This window comes from Streptomyces tendae, assembly GCF_008632955.1.
Lineage (GTDB): Bacteria > Actinomycetota > Actinomycetes > Streptomycetales > Streptomycetaceae > Streptomyces.
Window position 1 is genome coordinate 1,097,115 of sequence record NZ_CP043959.1, and the last position, 16,521, is coordinate 1,113,635.

Sequence of the window (16,521 nt, forward strand, 5' to 3'; positions counted from 1 at the left end):
CCCCTAGGGGCGCGGGGAACTGCGCACTCAGCCAAGGCGAACCCGCACCCAAAAACCGCGCCGCGGCCCCCACGCCCTTGTCAGGGGCGCGGGGAACTGCGCGAAACCGCGCCACCGCGCCGCAGTCCCCCTCAACGACCCAAATACTTCGGCTTCTCCTTGTTCACGAACGCCCGCACAGCGATCGCGTGATCCTCGGAGGACCCCGCCCGAGTCTGCAACTCGTCCTCCTTCTCCAGCAGCTCCTCCAGCGAGTGGCTCAGCCCGTACGCCACCGACTCCTTCAGCGCCGCGTAGGCCACCGTCGGCCCCTCGGCCAGCGCGCGGGCCGTCTTCTCGGCCTCCGCGCGCAGCTCCGCCGCCGGCACCAGCCGGTTGGCGATCCCCAGCTCGTACGCCTCCTGTGCGGAGACACTGCGCGGGAAGAGCAGCAGGTCGGTGGCGCGGCTCGGACCGACCACCCGCGGCAGCGTCCAGGAGATGCCGGAGTCGGCGGTGAGCGCGACCCCGGCGAAGGAGGTGTTGAACGCCGCCGTGTCCGCGACGATCCGGTGGTCCGCGGCCAGCGCGAACCCGAAACCGGCCCCCGCCGCGACCCCGTTCACCGCCGCCACCACCGGCTTCGGCGCCCCGGCGATCGCCTTGACGATCGGGTTGTAGTGCTCGCGCACCGTGGACATGGTCTGCCCCGAACCGTCCTCCCGGTCGGCGGCCAGCAGCCCGATGTGCTCCTTGAGGTCCTGCCCGACGCAGAACGCCCGGTCCCCGGCCGCGGTCAGCAGCACGGCCCGTACGGCGTCGTCGTCCGCGGCGGACCGGACCGCGTCCCGGAGGGCGACCTTCGCCGCGACGTTCAACGCGTTCATCGCCTCGGGGCGGTTCAGCGTGATCGTCGCGAGTCCGTCGCTGACCTCGTAGAGCACGGTGTCGGCCATGGTCGTATCCCTCCGTGTGCGGCTCGGGACGTACTGGTGAGTACCTCCCCGTCTGGAGGACAGCATGACCCAGATCACCGGTCGGGACGGACGGCCCGTGTGTGACCTGCGTCAAAGAAATGCCGCCCGTTTTAGAGCGCTGAAACTCCGGGCGGCGGCGAAGTATCGCAGCCACATCGCCGAATTGAGTGGTTTTGCTCGCGTGCGTTGCCCAAGCGATGCCTACTGATGTTGGTCATCGGGTCCTGCCATGCGGGATAATGGCTGGGAAGCAATGTGTTCGATGCCGGTGGCGTGTGTCCTGCTTCAAGGACCGCAGGTGCCCTTCAGTGGGCCGTCGGCTCAGACGGTTTAGCTGGGTTTCAGGAAGGGGAACGAGCATGGCGGCCATGAAGCCGCGGACGGGTGATGGCCCGCTCGAGGTGACCAAGGAGGGGCGGGGCATCGTCATGCGCGTTCCGCTCGAAGGCGGCGGTCGGCTCGTCGTCGAGCTGACCCCGGACGAGGCCGACGCGCTCGGCGACGCCCTCAAGAAGGTCGTCGGCTGACGCGCAAGCGACCATACCCTTTCAGTCGCCCCGGTGCCGCACGCGGTGCCGGGGCGGCTGTTTGCGCGGGCGTGGGGGGAATTCCGGCGTCGGCCGGTCACCGCTCCGGGAGCGCGAGGAACACCGTCCCGCGGCGGCTCACCGCTTGACGGCGCACAGCAGACCGTCCCCCACCGGCAACAGCGACGACACCAGCTCCTGGCTCTCGCGAACGGTCCGCACCAGCTCCCGCAGCCGCAGCACCTCCGACGGCTGGGGGCCCGAGTCGACGGTGCGTCCGTTCGCGAAGACGCCTTCGAAGGCGACCAGGCCTCCCGGGCGCAGCAGACGCAACGATTCAGCGAGATAGTCCTGGTACTCCTGCCGGTCGCCGTCGCAGAAGACCAGGTCGTAGCCGGAGTCCGCGAGCCGGGGCAGGACGTCCAGCGCCGGGCCGGGGATGAAGCGGGCCCGGTTCCCGGCGAAGCCGGCCTCACGGAACGCCTGGCGGGCCGACTGCTGGTGCTCCGGCTCCTGGTCGACCGTGGTGAGCACCCCGTCCGGGCGCATGCCGTGCAGCAGATGGATCCCGGAGACCCCGCAGCCGGTGCCGATCTCGGCGACCGCCTTGGCGTCCACGCTGGCGGCGAGCAACCTGAGGGCCGCGCCCGTGCCGGGCGACACCGAGCGCAGGCCTGCCTCGCTGGCCCGGTCGCGGGCCCAGCGCAGCGTCTCGTCCTCGGCGACATAGGCGTCGGCGAACGCCCAGCTCGTCTGCCGGTTGGCGGTAATGACCCTCTCCTGTCCCCGTGGTTGCCTGGGCGTGACTGTATCCGTTGGCGTCGGGAACCCGCAGATGGGACCAGTCGTTCAAAGGGAGAAGAAAGAGAGCGTGCCGGGAAGGGGGGCGGGGGAATGGACGCGGACGCCGAGCAAGTGCAGACGCAGCCGTACGAGCCGTGGCAGCCCAGATCAAATTCTCGTAAAACCGCTTATCCGGAGCTAACGGGCGAGGTGGCTATGGTAGGGGCTCCACTGGACACCACCAGAGCCGACAGGGGAGGTGCGGCTGCGCCTGTGGATCGCGCAGGAGTGCTGCGGCGCTTCCTCGGATCGGCGGGCAGGCCGAAATCCGTGAACAACACCGCTGCTGACCATGACCGCGCCGGCGACCCGGCCCACACCGCGACCTTCTCCGGCGACGCGGACGGGCAGGCGTGGACTCCGCCCACCTGGGAGGAGATCGTCAGCATGCACAGCGGCAGGGTGTACCGGCTCGCGTATCGCCTCACCGGCAACCAGCACGACGCGGAGGACCTCACCCAGGAGGTGTTCGTCCGCGTCTTCCGGTCCCTGTCGACGTACACGCCGGGCACCTTCGAGGGCTGGCTGCACCGCATCACCACCAACCTCTTCCTGGACATGGTCCGCCGCAAGCAGCGCATCCGCTTCGACGCGCTCGGCGACGACGCGGCCGAGCGGCTGGCCAGCAAGGAGCCCACGCCCCAGCAGGTCTTCAACGACGCGCACTTCGACGCCGACGTCCAGCAGGCCCTCGACACCCTGGCCCCCGAGTTCCGCGCCGCCGTCGTGCTGTGCGACATCGAGGGGCTCTCGTACGAGGAGATCGCGGCCACCCTGGGCGTGAAGCTCGGCACCGTGCGGTCCCGTATCCACCGCGGCCGTTCCCAGCTGCGCAAGGCCCTGGCGCACCGCTCGCCCAAGGCGCGCGCGGAGCGCCCTTCCTTCGTGCCGCGTGTCCCCGCACTGGGAGGAGGGGGCGCGAGCGCGTGAGCAGTTCACTGCCGAAGTCTTCCGAGGGTCACCTCGCCGAGCATCACCTGGGAGACCGGCTTTCCGCCCTGGTGGACGGAGAGCTCGGTCATGACGCGCGTGAGCGCGTGCTGGCGCATGTCGCCACCTGCGCCAAGTGCAAGACGGAGGTGGACGAGCAGCGCCGCCTGAAGACCGTCTTCGCGGCTGCCGCCCCGCCGCCGCCCTCCGAGAGCCTCCTGGCCCGCCTGCAAGGGCTGCCGGCCGGGGGCGGGTTCGGCGACGGCGCTTCTCCGCTGGGCGGCTCCGCGCTGCCGGGCGGTTCCTCCGGGCGGTTCGGCCCGTCCTCCGGTGTCTTCGGCGCCCGGCGCGCCGAGCGCTTCGAGTTCGCCTACGCGCCGGTGCGAGGGCACCAGCCGCCGGCCGCCGCGGCGGCGGCCGGTGACCCCGACCTCGCCGACCGGCACGCCGCCGACCGGCCGTCCTCGCGCGGGCTGCGGCTCGCCTTCGTCGCCGCCGGCGCGGTGTCGCTGGCCGCGATCGCCCTCGGCGGCGTCACCACCGTCACCCCGGTCGACGCGGAGGCGCGCGGCCAGGGCAAGGGCAGTAACGTCACCCCGATGCGCACCCAGGGTGCGGGCGCGGCGACGACGCCCGAGTCCCGGCGCCGGGGCGTCGGCCCGCTGCTCGGACAGGTGGCGGGCGGCCAGAGCGGTCTGGGGGCGGGTCACGTCGTCCCCACCGGCGTCGCCGCGCCGCTGCTGCCCGGCATCCCCGCACCCCCGCAGGGCGGCGCCACGGCCATGTCCCCGCTGATACGGCCGCTGAACGCGACCCCGCCGCTCGGCCTGAGCGCCTGGGCCACGGCCGTCGGGCTCAAGGCCCCCGGCCTGGTCACCGCCGCTCCTTCACCGGCCCCGGCGCCCACGCACAGCTCAGGGACGGTCCGCTGACCCGTCTCCTGCGCAGGGGCGCGCGAACCTGATTAGATTCCGGGTGGCGCGCCCGGGCCCTGTGCGGACGGGCGCCGAGCCGGGCTCCACCGCACGGGCGGACCGGAGCACGGTGCCGACGATCCGTGCCGGTCCAGCCGTGGGGAGAGCATGAACGAGGGGAAGCCGGGCACACCCGGGGAGGAGCCGACCGCGCGGTCCGAGGGACCCGACGGCGACTTCGAACTGGCCCGCCCGGACCGCGTACAGCAGTCCGCCCACGCCGCTCCCGAAGGCGACTACGAACTGGACCGCCCCCGTCCCCCTAAGGACGCGGCCGGGACGGCGCCGGCAGCCGGTACGAAGCAGCACGCCGCGTCGGACGGTGCACCCGCCGCCTCGGTCGGCCCATTGGACGGGACCGTCCCGGCGTCCGCCGCAGACGCGGCCATCGCCACCCCCGGCACTCCGGCCGCCCCCGGGGACGCGTCCGACGCCCCCGGCCCGGCTGCGCCCGCTGCGCACGGCGCACCTGCTGCGGCCGGCCTTCCGGCGCATGGTGCGACCGCGGGCGCGGGAGCGTCCGCCTCGGACCCACAGCCCGCTGCATCCGCCGCCCCGGAGCCCGCGTCCGACGTCCCGGCTCGCGGTGTGACCGCAGCGGGCGCGGGAGCGTCCGCCTCGGACCCACAGCCCGCTGCATCCGCCGCCCCGGAGCCCGCGTCCGACGTCCCCGGCCCCGGTATGCCCGCTTCGCACGGCGCACCTGCTGCGGCCGGCCTTCCGGCGCACGGTGCGACCGCGGGCGGCGGAGCGTCCGCCCCTGACGTGCAGCCCACCGCCCCGGGACCCGCGTCCGACGTCCCCGGCGTGCCCGCCCCGGGCGGAGAGCCCTCCGCATCCGCCATTGTGGGTCACGCGCCCGCCGCCCCCGCCCCCGGTGTGCCCGCCCCCGGTGGCGGGGCCACGGCGTCCGTCTCCGCCGAGGCGCCGAAGCCGTTGCACGATCCCGATCCCTACAGCACCCCGCCCTACGGCGAGCCGGGGCCCTGGGCGCCTGCTCCGCCGGTGCAGCACCCCGCGACCACCCCCGCGCACGGGATGGCCGTGGTGGCGCCCCCCACGGCCCCGGAGGGGCCCCCGCACGGGCCCGCCGCGGGGCAGCACCGGGTCCCCGCCCAGGCCGACGCGCCCGCGACAGCCCCCGTCACCTTCGAGACGGCGCCGCCCGCGCCCGACGCCCCCGCGTCCGGGCCCTGGGCCCGCTACGACCCGTGGGCGGTCGCCGAGACCGCCGTTCCGCTGCAGCAGGCCGATCCCGCCGAGTGGCAGGCAGGCAGGCGACGACGGCGGCGCAGGCGGACCCTGCTCGGCATCGCCCTGCTGATCGCGCTCGTGTCCGGCGTCGCCGGCGGGGTGGTGGGCGTACAGCTGGAGCGCAACGGCGGTGTGGGCACCGTGGAACTGCCCCAGGCCGGCGTGGAGTCTCCCGACCGGGACCCGAACAGCGTCGCCGGGATCGCCGCGCAGGCCCTGCCCAGCGTCGTCACCCTGCACGTCAGCGGCGGCGGGAGCGCGGGCACCGGCACCGGGTTCGTGCTGGACCAGCGGGGCCACATCCTCACCAACGACCACGTCGTCGGCCCCGCCGGGGACAACGGCGACATCACCGTCACGTTCAACAGTGGCGACACCGCCGAGGCGACCGTGGTCGGCCGGGACAGCGGCTACGACCTCGCCGTCGTCCGGGTGAAGGGCGTCCGCGGACTCAGCCCCCTGCCGCTCGGCAACTCGGACAACGTCCAGGTCGGCGATCCCGTCGTCGCCATCGGCGCCCCCTTCGACCTGGCCGGCACCGTCACCTCCGGCATCATCAGCGCCCGGGAGCGGCCCATCACCGCGGGCGGCGAGAAGGGCGACGGCAGCGACGTGTCGTACGTCGACGCGCTGCAGACCGACGCGCCGATCAACCCCGGCAACTCCGGCGGCCCGCTGCTCGACACCAAGGGACGGGTGATCGGCATCAACTCGGCCATCCGCTCGGCCGACAGCGGTCTCGTCCCGGACGGCGGACAGTCCGGCTCCATAGGGCTCGGCTTCGCCATCCCGATCAACCAGGGCAAGCGGGTCGCCGAGGAGCTGATCAACACCGGGAAGGCCACCCACCCGGTGATCGGCATCACCCTCGACATGGACTACAGCGGCGACGGCGCCCGCGTCGCCACCGAGGGCAGCGACGGCGGCCCCCCGGTCAGCACCGGCGGCCCCGGCGCCGACGCGGGCATCCGGCCCGGCGACGTCATCACCGAGGTCGACGGCCGGCCCGTGCACTCCGGCGAGGAACTGATCGTGAAGACCCGCGCCCACCGCCCCGGCGACCGGCTGGAGCTGACCCTGGAGCGCGGCGGCGAGGAACGGAAGGTGTCGCTGGTGCTCGGCTCCTCGGACGGCGGCTGACACCACCGGGGGCCCCGCACGGTACCGGTCGTGCGGGAGGTCCGGGTACCGTGGACCCGGCCCGGACCACGGAAGACCACAGGCCGGCACCGAGGGCCGAGGACCGAAGGCATCGCGAGGAGCTTCAGGTGTTCAATGACATAGGACCGCTCGAGCTGGTGACGCTCATCGTCCTCGCCGTGCTCGTCTTCGGTCCGGACAAGCTCCCCAAGGTCATCCAGGACGTCACCCGCACGATCCGGAAGATCCGGGACTTCTCGGAGAGCGCCAAGCAGGACATCAGGCAGGAACTGGGCCCGGAGTTCAAGGACTTCGAGTTCGAGGACCTCAATCCCAAGACGTTCATCCGCAAGCAGCTGGACAACGACGACCTGGGGCTGAAGGAGATCCGCAACGGCTTCGACCTGAAGAAGGACATGGCCGAGGTCGCCGACGCCGTCCACGGCCGCGACCCCGAGCCCGCCACGCCGGCCGCCCCGGCGCCCTCCGGCGGGCGGGTGGACATGACGAAGAAGCCCGAGAAGCCGGCGGCCGACGACCGTCCGCCCTTCGACATGGACGCCACCTGAGCCGGTCCCCACGGCGCGCGCCCGCGCGTACGTGACGCGTTTCATACTCCACCCGAGCTGCGCACGGCCCGTTCCGGGCGTCCGGACGCCCCACGCGCCGGGCGGTTTCCCTGCCTGCGGCGGCAGGGTGGTTATGCTGCCGAGTTGTTGTGCGGAACGGACGAGTACGCCCGAAGGGGGGCGGGCCGACCGGTCCGACGAGAGCGAGGAGGCGTCCGGGCACATGGACACGACGAGTTCGGCAGTCGCGCAGGCGCCGGCCGCGGAGGACGGACAACCGGTCCACTCCGCCCGGCGTACGGTCGACGGCTACCTGCGTGCGCCCTTCCCGTGGTACGGCCTGGACGAGGCCTTCACGGGGCCACGCTGGCTGATGCAGGTCGGCCTGTCGGCCGACGGGGCCGTGGAGCACGGATCGCTCGGACACGGCGACGAGCCGTCCGTCCGCAGCGAGTTCGCGGCCGGAGGCGACCAGGACGCCAAGGAGAGGTTCGCGGTCGTGGTGACCGTGGCGGCCAACCCCGTCCGCCGCAGCGCCGACGGCACCGGCCTGCTGGAGGCCACCTCGGTCTCCTCGGCCGCCTGGCTCGCCGGTGTGGGGCTGCTGTCCTTCACCTGGCCGGGCCAGATGGACCACTCCCTGCGCGACGACTGGCTGGAGCAGCAGACCGAGACCGCCTGGGTCCTCGCGGACGACCTGGAGGGCGAGGACTGGTCGACGCTGTCGCTGCCCGTGGACGGCGTACCGACGTCGTTCCACTACCGGGAGTCCGAGTACGGCTGGGTGCTGGCCGGCTCCACCCGGGCGGGCGTCCACGTCGGCGCGTACGGCCGGGGCATGAGCGCGTACGGCCTCGGCTTCGCCGTGGTCAAGGACATCGCCGCGTACGAGGGCTGACCGGGCACGCGGCAGCACGCCGAAGGGCGCCGTCCACGCGGACGGCGCCCTTCGGCGTACGTACGGGCCTCGGCGTACGGACCCTCAGAACTTGTTGCGCGGGGTGATCCCCAGGGACATGCCCGACAGGCCGCGCTGCCGGCCGCCCAGCTTGCCGGCGATCGAGCGGAGTGCCGAGCCGGCCGGGGAGTCCGGGTCGGACAGCACCACGGGCTTGCCCTCGTCGCCGCCCTCACGCAGCCGGACGTCGATCGGGATGGCGCCCAGCACCGGGACGCTGGCGCCGGTGGTGCGGGTCAGGCCCTCGGCGACGGTCTGGCCGCCGCCGGTGCCGAACACGTCGACCATCTCGCCGCAGTGCGGGCAGGGCAGCCCCGACATGTTCTCCACCACGCCGACGATCTTCTGGTGCGTCTGCACGGCGATGGAGCCCGCCCGCTCGGCCACCTCGGCCGCCGCCTGCTGGGGCGTGGTGACGACCAGGATCTCCGCGTTCGGCACCAGCTGCGCGACGGAGATCGCGATGTCACCGGTGCCGGGCGGCAGGTCCAGCAGCAGCACGTCCAGGTCGCCCCAGTACACGTCCGCCAGGAACTGCTGGAGCGCGCGGTGCAGCATCGGTCCGCGCCACACCACGGGCGCGTTGCCCGGGGTGAACATGCCGATGGAGATGACCTTCACGCCGTGCGCCGACGGCGGCATGATCATGTTCTCGACCTGGGTGGGACGCCCGTCGGCGCCCAGCATGCGCGGCACCGAGTGGCCGTAGATGTCGGCGTCCACGACACCGACCTTCAGCCCGTCGGCCGCCATCGCCGCCGCCAGGTTCACCGTCACCGAGGACTTGCCGACACCGCCCTTGCCGGACGCCACCGCGTACACCCGGGTGAGGCTGCCCGGCTTGGCGAAGGGCACCTCGCGCTCGGTCTGGCCGCCGCGCAGGGCGCTCGCCAGCTCCTTGCGCTGCTCGTCGCTCATGACGTCCAGCGTCACGTCGACCCGGGTCACCCCCTCGACCGCGGAGACCGCGTCCGTCACGCGCTGCGTGATGGTGTCCCGCATGGGGCAGCCGGAGACCGTCAGGTACACGGTGACCGCGACCGCACCGTCCGCACCGATCTCCACCGATTTGACCATCCCGAGCTCGGTGATGGGCCGGTTGATCTCGGGGTCGTTCACCGTCGCCAGTGCTTCGCGCACCGCGTCTTCCGTAGCCATAGTGAGATGGTACGGCGCCGGGTACACCCGCCGGTAAGGACGTCAACGGTCGTCTGCGTCACGTCCCGGCGGCCGTTCCGCCCGCATCGCCGGGTATGACCCGTGCTGCTCCTTGTGGCCGTTCTGGTGGATCTCCAGCTCCTTGACCAGGTCCTGCAGCTCCGAGCGGATCCAGTCCCGGGTGGCGACCTCGCCGAGGCCGATGCGCAGCGCGGCGATCTCACGGGTCAGGTACTCGGTGTCCGCGATCGACCGCTCGTTCTGTTTGCGGTCCTGCTCCAGGTTGACCCGGTCGCGGTCGTCCTGCCGGTTCTGCGCGAGCAGGATCAACGGGGCGGCGTAGGAGGCCTGCAGCGACAGCATCAGGGTCAGGAAGATGAACGGGTACTCGTCGAAGCGCAGGTCTTTCGGCGCGGAGACGTTCCACAGCACCCACAGGATGATGACGACCGTCATCCAGACGATGAACCGTCCGGTGCCCAGGAAGCGCGCGATGCGCTCCGACAGCCGCCCGAAGGCCTCCGGGTCCCACTCGGGCAGGATCCGGCGCCGGGGAGGGCGCGGCTGGTCCAGCCGCGGCGCGCGCGGCCGCCCGGCCGCCGTGGCCCCCACCGGCTGCCGCTCGCGCAGACCCTCGCGCTCAGCCGCCATCGGGCACCACCCCCTCGTCCATGTGGAACTCGTGCTCCCGCCAGTCGTCCGGGAGCATGTGGTCCAGCACGTCGTCCACCGTCACCGCGCCCAGCAGCGAGCCGGCCTCGTCGACCACCGGCGCCGCCACCATGTCGTACGTGGCGAAGAACCCGGCGACCACGGGCAGCGTCGCCTCCGGCTCCAGCGGCTGCAGGTCGTCGTCCAGCATCGAGCCGACCAGGGTGTACGGGGGGTCGCGCAGCAGCCGCTGGAAGTGCACCGTGCCCAGATACTTGCCCGTGGGCGTCTCCTCCGGCGGCCGGCAGACGTAGACCTGCGCCGCGTGCGCCGGCGAGAGGTCCGGCTCGCGGATCCGGGCGAGGGCGTCCGCGACGGTCGCGTCCGGCCGCAGCACGATCGGCTCCGTGGTCATCAGACCGCCCGCCGTGTGCTCCTCGTACGACATCAGGCGTCGCATGTCGGCCGCGTCCGCGGGCTGCATCAGGCTCAGCAGCCGCTCCTTGTCCGCCTCGGGCAGTTCGCCCAGCAGGTCGGCCGCGTCGTCCGGGTCCATCGCCTCCAGCACGTCGGCGGCCCGCTCCTCCTTCAGCTTGCCGAGGATCTCGATCTGGTCGTCCTCGGGCAGCTCCTCCAGCACGTCCGCGAGCCGGTCGTCGTCGAGGGCGGCGGCCACCTCGGCGCGCCGCTTGGGGGAGAGGTGGTGCAGCACGTTGGCGAGGTCGGCGGGGCGCAGCTGCTCGAAGGTGGCGAGCAGGTTCTCGGCGCCCTGCCCGTGCTCCTCCAGCGAGAAACCGGTGACGGCGGACCACTCCACGGTCAGTGCCTCGCCCTTGCCACGCCGGAACGCGCCGCCCTTCCTGCCCTTGCGCACGAAGACCCGGTCGATCTCCCACTCCCGCCGCGCCTGGAGCTGATGCACCGACAGGTCGAGGACGGTGACCTCCTCGCCGCTGTCCACCAGCGTGACCCGCCTGTCGAGCAGCTCACCGAAGACGAGCCGCTCGGTGGGCCGCTGCTCGAAGCGCCGCACGTTGAGCACCCCGGTGGTGATGACCTGGCCGGACTGTACGGCGGTCACCCGGGTCATGGGCAGGAAGATGCGGCGCCGGGTGGAGAGTTCGACCACCAGGCCGAGCAGCCGGGGCGGGCGCCGGCCCGGACGGAGGATGACCACGAGGTCGCGCACGCGCCCCACCTGGTCGCCCGCCGGGTCGAAGACGGCGACACCGGAGACGTGCGAGACGAAGAACCGGGGTGCGCCCGCTGCCATGCCGGCGGCTCCTTTGCGTGCGTGCGGAGTGCTTCCTTGCCGTGTACTACCTGGTGCGTCCGTTATCCGGATTGCCCGCTCGGGTGGGCTTCAGGCTAGCCCGTCCCGATCGGTGCTGCTCCCGTGGCCGGTCCGGACGGACTGGCTCCGTCCGGCCTCCCCGGCCCCGGTACTCTGCGGTACGCCGTTCAGGTCCCCCGTCAGAGAGGCAGCCCACCTGTGATTCCGATCTCCCCGGGCCGTACCCGCAGGGCCACGCTGGCAGGCGCCGTGTGCGCGCTGCTCGTGGCGGGGACGGCGCTCACGGGATGCTCCGAGGATCCGAACGAGGGAACGAACGGCGTCGGCAGACTCCCCGCCGACCAGATCCAGGCCAAGGCCCAGAAGGCCGCCGCGTCCGTCGGCACCGTGCGGCTGCACGGCACGGTCGTCACCAGCGGCCGTACCTACACGCTCGACATGCGTCTCAAGGAGCAGGGCGGCATCGGCTCGGTCACCACCAAGGGGGAGACCTTCCGCCTGCTGCGGGTCGACGAGGAGCTCTTCCTGAAGGCCGACGCCGCCTTCTGGGGACAGGGGAGCAGCGGCGGAACGAACGACTCCAAGGCGGCGGACAAACTCGCCGCGAAGTACGTCAAGGTCCCCAAGGGCGACCCCTCGTACACCAAGTTCATCGGTTTCACGGACAAGAACGTGCTGCTCAGCGGTCTGCTGACGCTGCACGGGGAGCTGGCCACCGACGGCCACCACGAGCAGGGCGGCGTGCGCACCGTCCGGGTCACCGCCGACGAGGGGGCGGGCGGCACCCTGGACGTCTCCATCGAGGGGAAGCCCTATCCGCTGCGTCTGGAGCGGGCCGGGGAGGCGGGCACCCTCACCTTCTCCGCGTGGGGCACCGACTTCCCGCTGGAGAAGCCGGCCAAGGGCGAGACCCTGGACTACGGCAAGCAGCTTCCGACGTCCTGACGCCCGGTGCCCGGGCCCCCGACACCCAGGACACCCGGTGCCCGGGCCCCCGACACCCAGGACACCCGGTGCCCGGGCCCGACACCTGGGACACCCGGTGTCCAGAACCGGACGTCTCCTCCGGGTCAGCGGCGCCGCCTGCGCTTCGCCAGGAGGCGCGGCAGCCCCGCCGGCATCGGCTGCCGGGTGGTCACGGGGGTCGGCAGCGGGGCCGCGGCCAGGTCCCCGTCGGGCAACGGTGACGTCGCGCCTGTCGGCTCCAGACGCAGTACGCGGCACTCGCGGGCCCAGCGCTCGGGCATCGCCTCGCCGTCGGGGGCGTTGAGCCGCTTGCCCTTGAGGTCGGCGACGGCGTCCGTCCACTCCTCGGAGCCCGACGGCAGTTCGCGGACCGTGGCGGCCCACGTCACCAGCCGGCCGCCCTTGTCCTTGCTGCGGACCGTCACCTCGGCCGGCGCCCCGTCGGCCAGCCCCGGCAGCGGCTGCTCGCCCGGGCCGTCGCCGATCACGCAGGCGGCGCCCTCGTGCCACACGTGCCACAGCGCGCGGGCCGGGACACCGGGACCCTTGACCCAGATGAGGCCGGACTTCTTCGTGGCCTCCTCGATGAGGGCCCGTTCGAGCAGCTCGCCAGTCATACGGGCCAGCCTATCCACGCCCCCGGGGGGCCGGGGTCCGTGCGGCTCAGAGCCAGCCGTTGCGCTTCAGCGTGCGGTGGATGCCGAGACAGAGGGCGACCGTGACGCCGAGGACCACCGGGTAGCCGTACTTCCAGTGGGTCTCCGGCATGTAGTCGAAGTTCATGCCGTACACCCCGCAGACCATCGTCGGCACGGCGATGATCGCGGCCCACGAGGTGATCTTGCGCATGTCCTCGTTCTGCGCGACGGACGCCTGCGCGAGGTTGGCCTGGAGGATGGAGTTCAGCAGCTCGTCGAAGCCGATGACCTGCTCCTGCACCCGGGCCACGTGGTCGGCGACGTCCCGGAAGTACTTCTGGATCTCCGGGTCGATCAGCCGCATCGGCCGCTCGCTGAGCAGCTGCATCGGCCGCAGCAACGGCGCCACGGCCCGCTTGAACTCCAGGACCTCGCGCTTGAGTTGGTAGATCTCACCGGCGTCCGTGCCGCGCGGGGTGCCCTTGCGGCCGGGTGAGAAGACCTTCGTCTCGACCTCGTCGATGTCGTCCTGCATCGCGTCGGCGACCGCGATGTAGCCGTCCACCACGTGGTCGGCGATGGCGTGCAGCACGGCCGAGGGGCCTTTGGCCAGCAGTTCGGGGTCGTCCTGGAGGCGGTGCCGCAGGGCCCGCAGGGAACCCTGGCCGCCGTGCCGGACGGTGATGAAGAAGTCCCGGCCGGTGAAGCACATCACCTCGCCGGTCTCCACGATCTCGCTGCTGGAGGAGACGCGGTCGTGGTCGAGGTAGTGGACGGTCTTGAAGACCGTGAACAGGGAGTCGTCGTAGCGCTCCAGCTTGGGCCGCTGGTGGGCCTGGACGGCGTCCTCCACGGCCAGCGGGTGCAGCCCGAACTCCGCGGCGATACCCGCGAATTCGGCCTCCGTCGGCTCGTGCAGGCCGATCCAGACGAAGCCCCCGTCGCGGCGCACCCGGCGCATCGCCTCCTGGGGGCCGAGCGGGCCGTCCTCGGTGTCCAGGCGGCGGCCGTCCCGGTAGACGGCGCAGTCGACGACGGCGGTGGCCGTCGCGGCGTCGCGCGTGGTGTCGTACGGGCCGCTCCCCTTGCGGAGCGAGATACGGGAGGCGGGACGGACCACGGCGCGCAGGTCGCGGATCATCGACATGGCGGGCTCCTTCGCGAGCGGGCAACGAAAGGCGCCGGAACGACGGGTGGAACAACCCGGAATGAGGACGTCCTGGACTGCGGATGTTTGGCACGTCCACAAAGCGGGCAGCACCGCACCGTCGCGGTGGCGAGCTTCGTCGCTGATACAGCTACTGGGGCAGATCAGTCAGAACGAAACGAGTGCTCTTCCGATGAAGACGCGCGAAGCGAAAGGCGGGAGCCGAACGGGAAGCGGCTACCTCAGCGGGCGGAAGAGCGGGTGATACTGCACGGTCGACTTCGGTCCATGCCAGCCCCACCTCCTCCGGCCGGTCCCTCGTGAGGGACGATCGCGATCCCCTGAGGGGATTCCCCCCTTGAGCGGGGGTGCACACAGCGTTCGGGCAATAGTCGAGCGCGAGACGCGTGCTGCCCGAACCACCGGCCAAGCGTATCAGCCGACTGCTGTGTCAAGGCTCTGCTTTGCCCGGTACTGACGAGTTCTATGCTCGCCCCATGGCAGATGTTCTTCCTCTGGTCGAGGCCCGGCTGCGCACCGCGCTGGGCGAGCCGGACGCACGCGCGGCGGTCACCTTCCTGGGCACGGACCGCATCGAGGTGCTGCGCTTCCAGGAGGGGGACATCGTGCGCTACGCCACCCTCGGCATGTCCGCGCAGCCCATGGCGGACCCCACGGCCGTGATCGCGGACCCGGTCGCGGGCCCCCGCGCCGAGCTGGTGCTGTCGGTGCGCGGTGGCGCGGCCGACACCGACAAGGTGCTCCGCCCGCTCGCCGTACTGGCCGCGTCCCCGCAGGTCGAGGGGTTGGTCGTGGCCCCCGGCGCCTCGCTCGACGTCGGTGAACCGCTGTGGCCCGGTGCCCCGTTCACCTCGGTGCTGGTCGCCGAGCCGGGCGGCCTGGTCGAGGACCTCGAACTCGACGCGCCCCTGGAGCCCGTACGGTTCCTGCCGCTGCTGCCGATGACGCCCAACGAGGCCGCCTGGAAGCGGGTGCACGGCGCCCAGGCCCTCCAGGAGCGCTGGCTGAACCAGGGCACGGACCTCAGGGACCCGTCCCGGAAGTCCGTGCCGCTGGACTGAGCGCCGGAGCCGGCCCGGAGTGGGGCCCCGAAGTGGGGCCACCGGAGTGAGCAAGCTCACCAACGCCGTTGGCGCGTCGCTCAGTTGGCGAAGACGCCGACCCCGTCCTCGGTGGCGTGCCGGGGCTGCTGCTCCTCGGCCTCCGCGGTGAGTGCCCGGCGCCGCACCAGCACCACCAGGGCGCCCAGCACCGCCGTCACGGCCGCGACCACGAACGGCATCCGGGCGTCGGTCCACTCCTCGAGCTTCGGCGCGAAGAACGGCGCGGCGGCGGCCGCGAACCAGCGCACGAAGTTGTACCCGGCGCTCGCCACCGGCCGCGGCGCCTCCGACACGCCGAGCGCCAGCTCCGTGTACACCGTGTTGTTCACGCCGATGAGGGCGCCCGACAGCACGGTGCAGACGACGGCCGTGGTGTGGTCGCCGTAGCCGAGCACCAGCACGTCCACCGCGAGCAGCACCAGCGAGCCGCCCAGCACCCGCAGCGAACCGAAGCGCTTCTGCAGCCGCGGCGCGACGATCACCGAGAAGACGGCGAGCAGCACGCCCCAGGCGAAGAACACCGCGCCGGAGCGGTAGGGGGTCATGTTCAGCACGAACGGCGTGAAGGCCAGCACGGTGAAGAACGTGTAGTTGTAGAAGAACGCCGAGACCGCCGCGGAGGCCAGCCCGCCGTGCCCGAGCGCCTTGATCGGGTCCAGCAGGGAGGTCTTGCGGGCCGGACGGGGCTGCTCCTTGAGGAACACCGAGATGCACACGAAGCCGACGGCCATCAGGAAGGCCGTGCCGAAGAACGGGTAGCGCCAGCTCGCGTCGCCGAGCACCGCGCCCAGCAGCGGGCCGCAGGCCATGCCGAGGCCGAGGGCCGACTCGTAGAGCAGGATGGCCGCCGAACTGCCGCCGGCCGCCGCGCCGACGATCACCGCGAGGGCGGTGGAGACGAACAGGGCGTTGCCCAGTCCCCAGCCGGCCCGGAAGCCGACCAGCTCGCCGACCGATCCCGAGGTACCGGAGAGCCCGGCGAACACCACGACCAGGGCCAGGCCCAGCAGCAGCGTCTTGCGCCCGCCGATGCGGCTGGAGACGAAGCCGGTCACCAGCATCGCCAGCGCGGTGATCAGGAAGTACGACGTGAACAGCAGGGAGACCTGGCCGGCGGTGGCGTCGAGGCCCTCGGCGATGGACGGCAGGATCGGGTCGACGAGCCCGATGCCCATGAAGGCGACGACGGACGCACCGGCGGTCGCCCACACGGCTTTCGGCTGCCTGAGAATGCTGCCCGATCCCGTGTCGATGGGGTCCATGGGTGCTCCAATCCCGGGATGTGGAGGGGTGCCGGAGGATCGGCGACTAATGGTTGGCGTATGCACACAGTAGCTTAGCCAAGCTAATTAATGCAAACTACATCTATTTCGTCCGTGGCCTGCGGTTCCC

The 16,521-nt window shown here is 72.3% G+C and carries 17 protein-coding genes; 9 read left to right on the plus strand and 8 right to left on the minus strand.

Annotation, left to right across the window (positions count from 1 at the left end):
• Positions 1–131 precede the first annotated feature (131 nt).
• The gene (locus F3L20_RS05230; protein WP_150152620.1) at positions 132–935 is read right to left on the minus strand and encodes an enoyl-CoA hydratase/isomerase family protein; all 804 of its coding nucleotides are present in this window, start codon (positions 933–935) and stop codon (positions 132–134) included.
• A 64-nt stretch (positions 936–999) separates the two neighbouring features.
• Between F3L20_RS05230 and F3L20_RS33910 the strand changes: the two genes are divergently transcribed.
• Both F3L20_RS33910 and F3L20_RS05235 read left to right on the plus strand, forming a co-directional pair.
• Positions 1,000–1,164 (plus strand): hypothetical protein, encoded by a 165-nt coding sequence (locus tag F3L20_RS33910; protein WP_167534468.1) that lies wholly within the window; start codon positions 1,000–1,002, stop codon positions 1,162–1,164.
• A 151-nt stretch (positions 1,165–1,315) separates the two neighbouring features.
• On the plus strand, positions 1,316–1,483 hold the full coding sequence (locus tag F3L20_RS05235) for a DUF3117 domain-containing protein (RefSeq protein WP_003966491.1): 168 nt from the start codon (positions 1,316–1,318) through the stop codon (positions 1,481–1,483).
• Positions 1,484–1,621: 138 nt separating this feature from the next.
• Here the strand turns inward: F3L20_RS05235 and F3L20_RS05240 are convergent, their stop codons facing one another.
• The gene (locus F3L20_RS05240) at positions 1,622–2,320 is read right to left on the minus strand and encodes an O-methyltransferase (protein WP_145827215.1); all 699 of its coding nucleotides are present in this window, start codon (positions 2,318–2,320) and stop codon (positions 1,622–1,624) included.
• A 276-nt stretch (positions 2,321–2,596) separates the two neighbouring features.
• Between F3L20_RS05240 and sigE the strand changes: the two genes are divergently transcribed.
• The 5 genes from sigE (at position 2,597) to F3L20_RS05265 (ending at position 8,091) form a co-directional block, all read left to right on the plus strand.
• Positions 2,597–3,256: an RNA polymerase sigma factor SigE gene (sigE, locus tag F3L20_RS05245; protein WP_145827454.1), complete on the plus strand. Its 660-nt coding sequence runs from the start codon at positions 2,597–2,599 to the stop codon at positions 3,254–3,256.
• Complete coding sequence (locus F3L20_RS05250) at positions 3,253–4,188, plus strand: anti-sigma factor family protein (RefSeq protein ID WP_150152622.1); 936 nt, start codon at positions 3,253–3,255, stop codon at positions 4,186–4,188. Before sigE ends, F3L20_RS05250 begins: the two co-directional genes overlap by 4 nt.
• A gap of 723 nt (positions 4,189–4,911) precedes the next feature.
• Positions 4,912–6,624: a trypsin-like peptidase domain-containing protein gene (locus F3L20_RS05255; protein ID WP_150152624.1), complete on the plus strand. Its 1,713-nt coding sequence runs from the start codon at positions 4,912–4,914 to the stop codon at positions 6,622–6,624.
• A gap of 128 nt (positions 6,625–6,752) precedes the next feature.
• Entirely contained in the window at positions 6,753–7,193 is a 441-nt protein-coding gene (locus F3L20_RS05260) for a sec-independent translocase (RefSeq protein ID WP_150152626.1), read from the plus strand.
• Between the two features lie 223 nt (positions 7,194–7,416).
• Positions 7,417–8,091, plus strand: coding sequence for a hypothetical protein (locus tag F3L20_RS05265; protein ID WP_150152628.1), 675 nt, complete (start codon positions 7,417–7,419; stop codon positions 8,089–8,091).
• 84 nt (positions 8,092–8,175) lie between these two features.
• Here F3L20_RS05265 and F3L20_RS05270 read toward each other — a convergent pair whose 3' ends face one another.
• Genes F3L20_RS05270 through F3L20_RS05280 form a run of 3 tightly spaced genes read right to left on the minus strand, consistent with a single transcriptional unit; the run spans position 8,176 to position 11,233 of the window.
• Positions 8,176–9,309 carry an Mrp/NBP35 family ATP-binding protein gene (locus F3L20_RS05270; protein WP_145827219.1) on the minus strand — a complete coding sequence of 378 codons (1,134 nt, stop codon included), beginning with the start codon at positions 9,307–9,309 and terminating at the stop codon, positions 8,176–8,178.
• A 42-nt stretch (positions 9,310–9,351) separates the two neighbouring features.
• Positions 9,352–9,960, minus strand: coding sequence for a DUF1003 domain-containing protein (locus tag F3L20_RS05275; protein ID WP_145827220.1), 609 nt, complete (start codon positions 9,958–9,960; stop codon positions 9,352–9,354).
• Positions 9,950–11,233 carry a magnesium transporter MgtE N-terminal domain-containing protein gene (locus tag F3L20_RS05280; protein WP_150152630.1) on the minus strand — a complete coding sequence of 428 codons (1,284 nt, stop codon included), beginning with the start codon at positions 11,231–11,233 and terminating at the stop codon, positions 9,950–9,952. The genes F3L20_RS05275 and F3L20_RS05280 overlap by 11 nt, the downstream gene beginning before the upstream one ends.
• A 219-nt stretch (positions 11,234–11,452) precedes the next feature.
• Here F3L20_RS05280 and F3L20_RS05285 point away from each other — a divergent pair, with 219 nt between their 5' ends.
• On the plus strand, positions 11,453–12,199 hold the full coding sequence (locus F3L20_RS05285; RefSeq protein WP_150152632.1) for a hypothetical protein: 747 nt from the start codon (positions 11,453–11,455) through the stop codon (positions 12,197–12,199).
• Positions 12,200–12,324: 125 nt separating this feature from the next.
• Here F3L20_RS05285 and F3L20_RS05290 read toward each other — a convergent pair whose 3' ends face one another.
• Both F3L20_RS05290 and F3L20_RS05295 read right to left on the minus strand, forming a co-directional pair.
• Positions 12,325–12,837 carry a hypothetical protein gene (locus tag F3L20_RS05290; RefSeq protein WP_150152634.1) on the minus strand — a complete coding sequence of 171 codons (513 nt, stop codon included), beginning with the start codon at positions 12,835–12,837 and terminating at the stop codon, positions 12,325–12,327.
• A 46-nt stretch (positions 12,838–12,883) separates the two neighbouring features.
• On the minus strand, positions 12,884–14,005 hold the full coding sequence (locus tag F3L20_RS05295) for a magnesium and cobalt transport protein CorA (protein ID WP_145827224.1): 1,122 nt from the start codon (positions 14,003–14,005) through the stop codon (positions 12,884–12,886).
• Positions 14,006–14,502: 497 nt separating this feature from the next.
• Here F3L20_RS05295 and F3L20_RS05300 point away from each other — a divergent pair, with 497 nt between their 5' ends.
• Positions 14,503–15,087, plus strand: coding sequence for a suppressor of fused domain protein (locus F3L20_RS05300; RefSeq protein WP_150152636.1), 585 nt, complete (start codon positions 14,503–14,505; stop codon positions 15,085–15,087).
• Between the two features lie 80 nt (positions 15,088–15,167).
• Here the strand turns inward: F3L20_RS05300 and F3L20_RS05305 are convergent, their stop codons facing one another.
• Entirely contained in the window at positions 15,168–16,391 is a 1,224-nt protein-coding gene (locus F3L20_RS05305) for an MFS transporter (protein ID WP_150152638.1), read from the minus strand.
• Positions 16,392–16,521 lie beyond the last annotated feature (130 nt).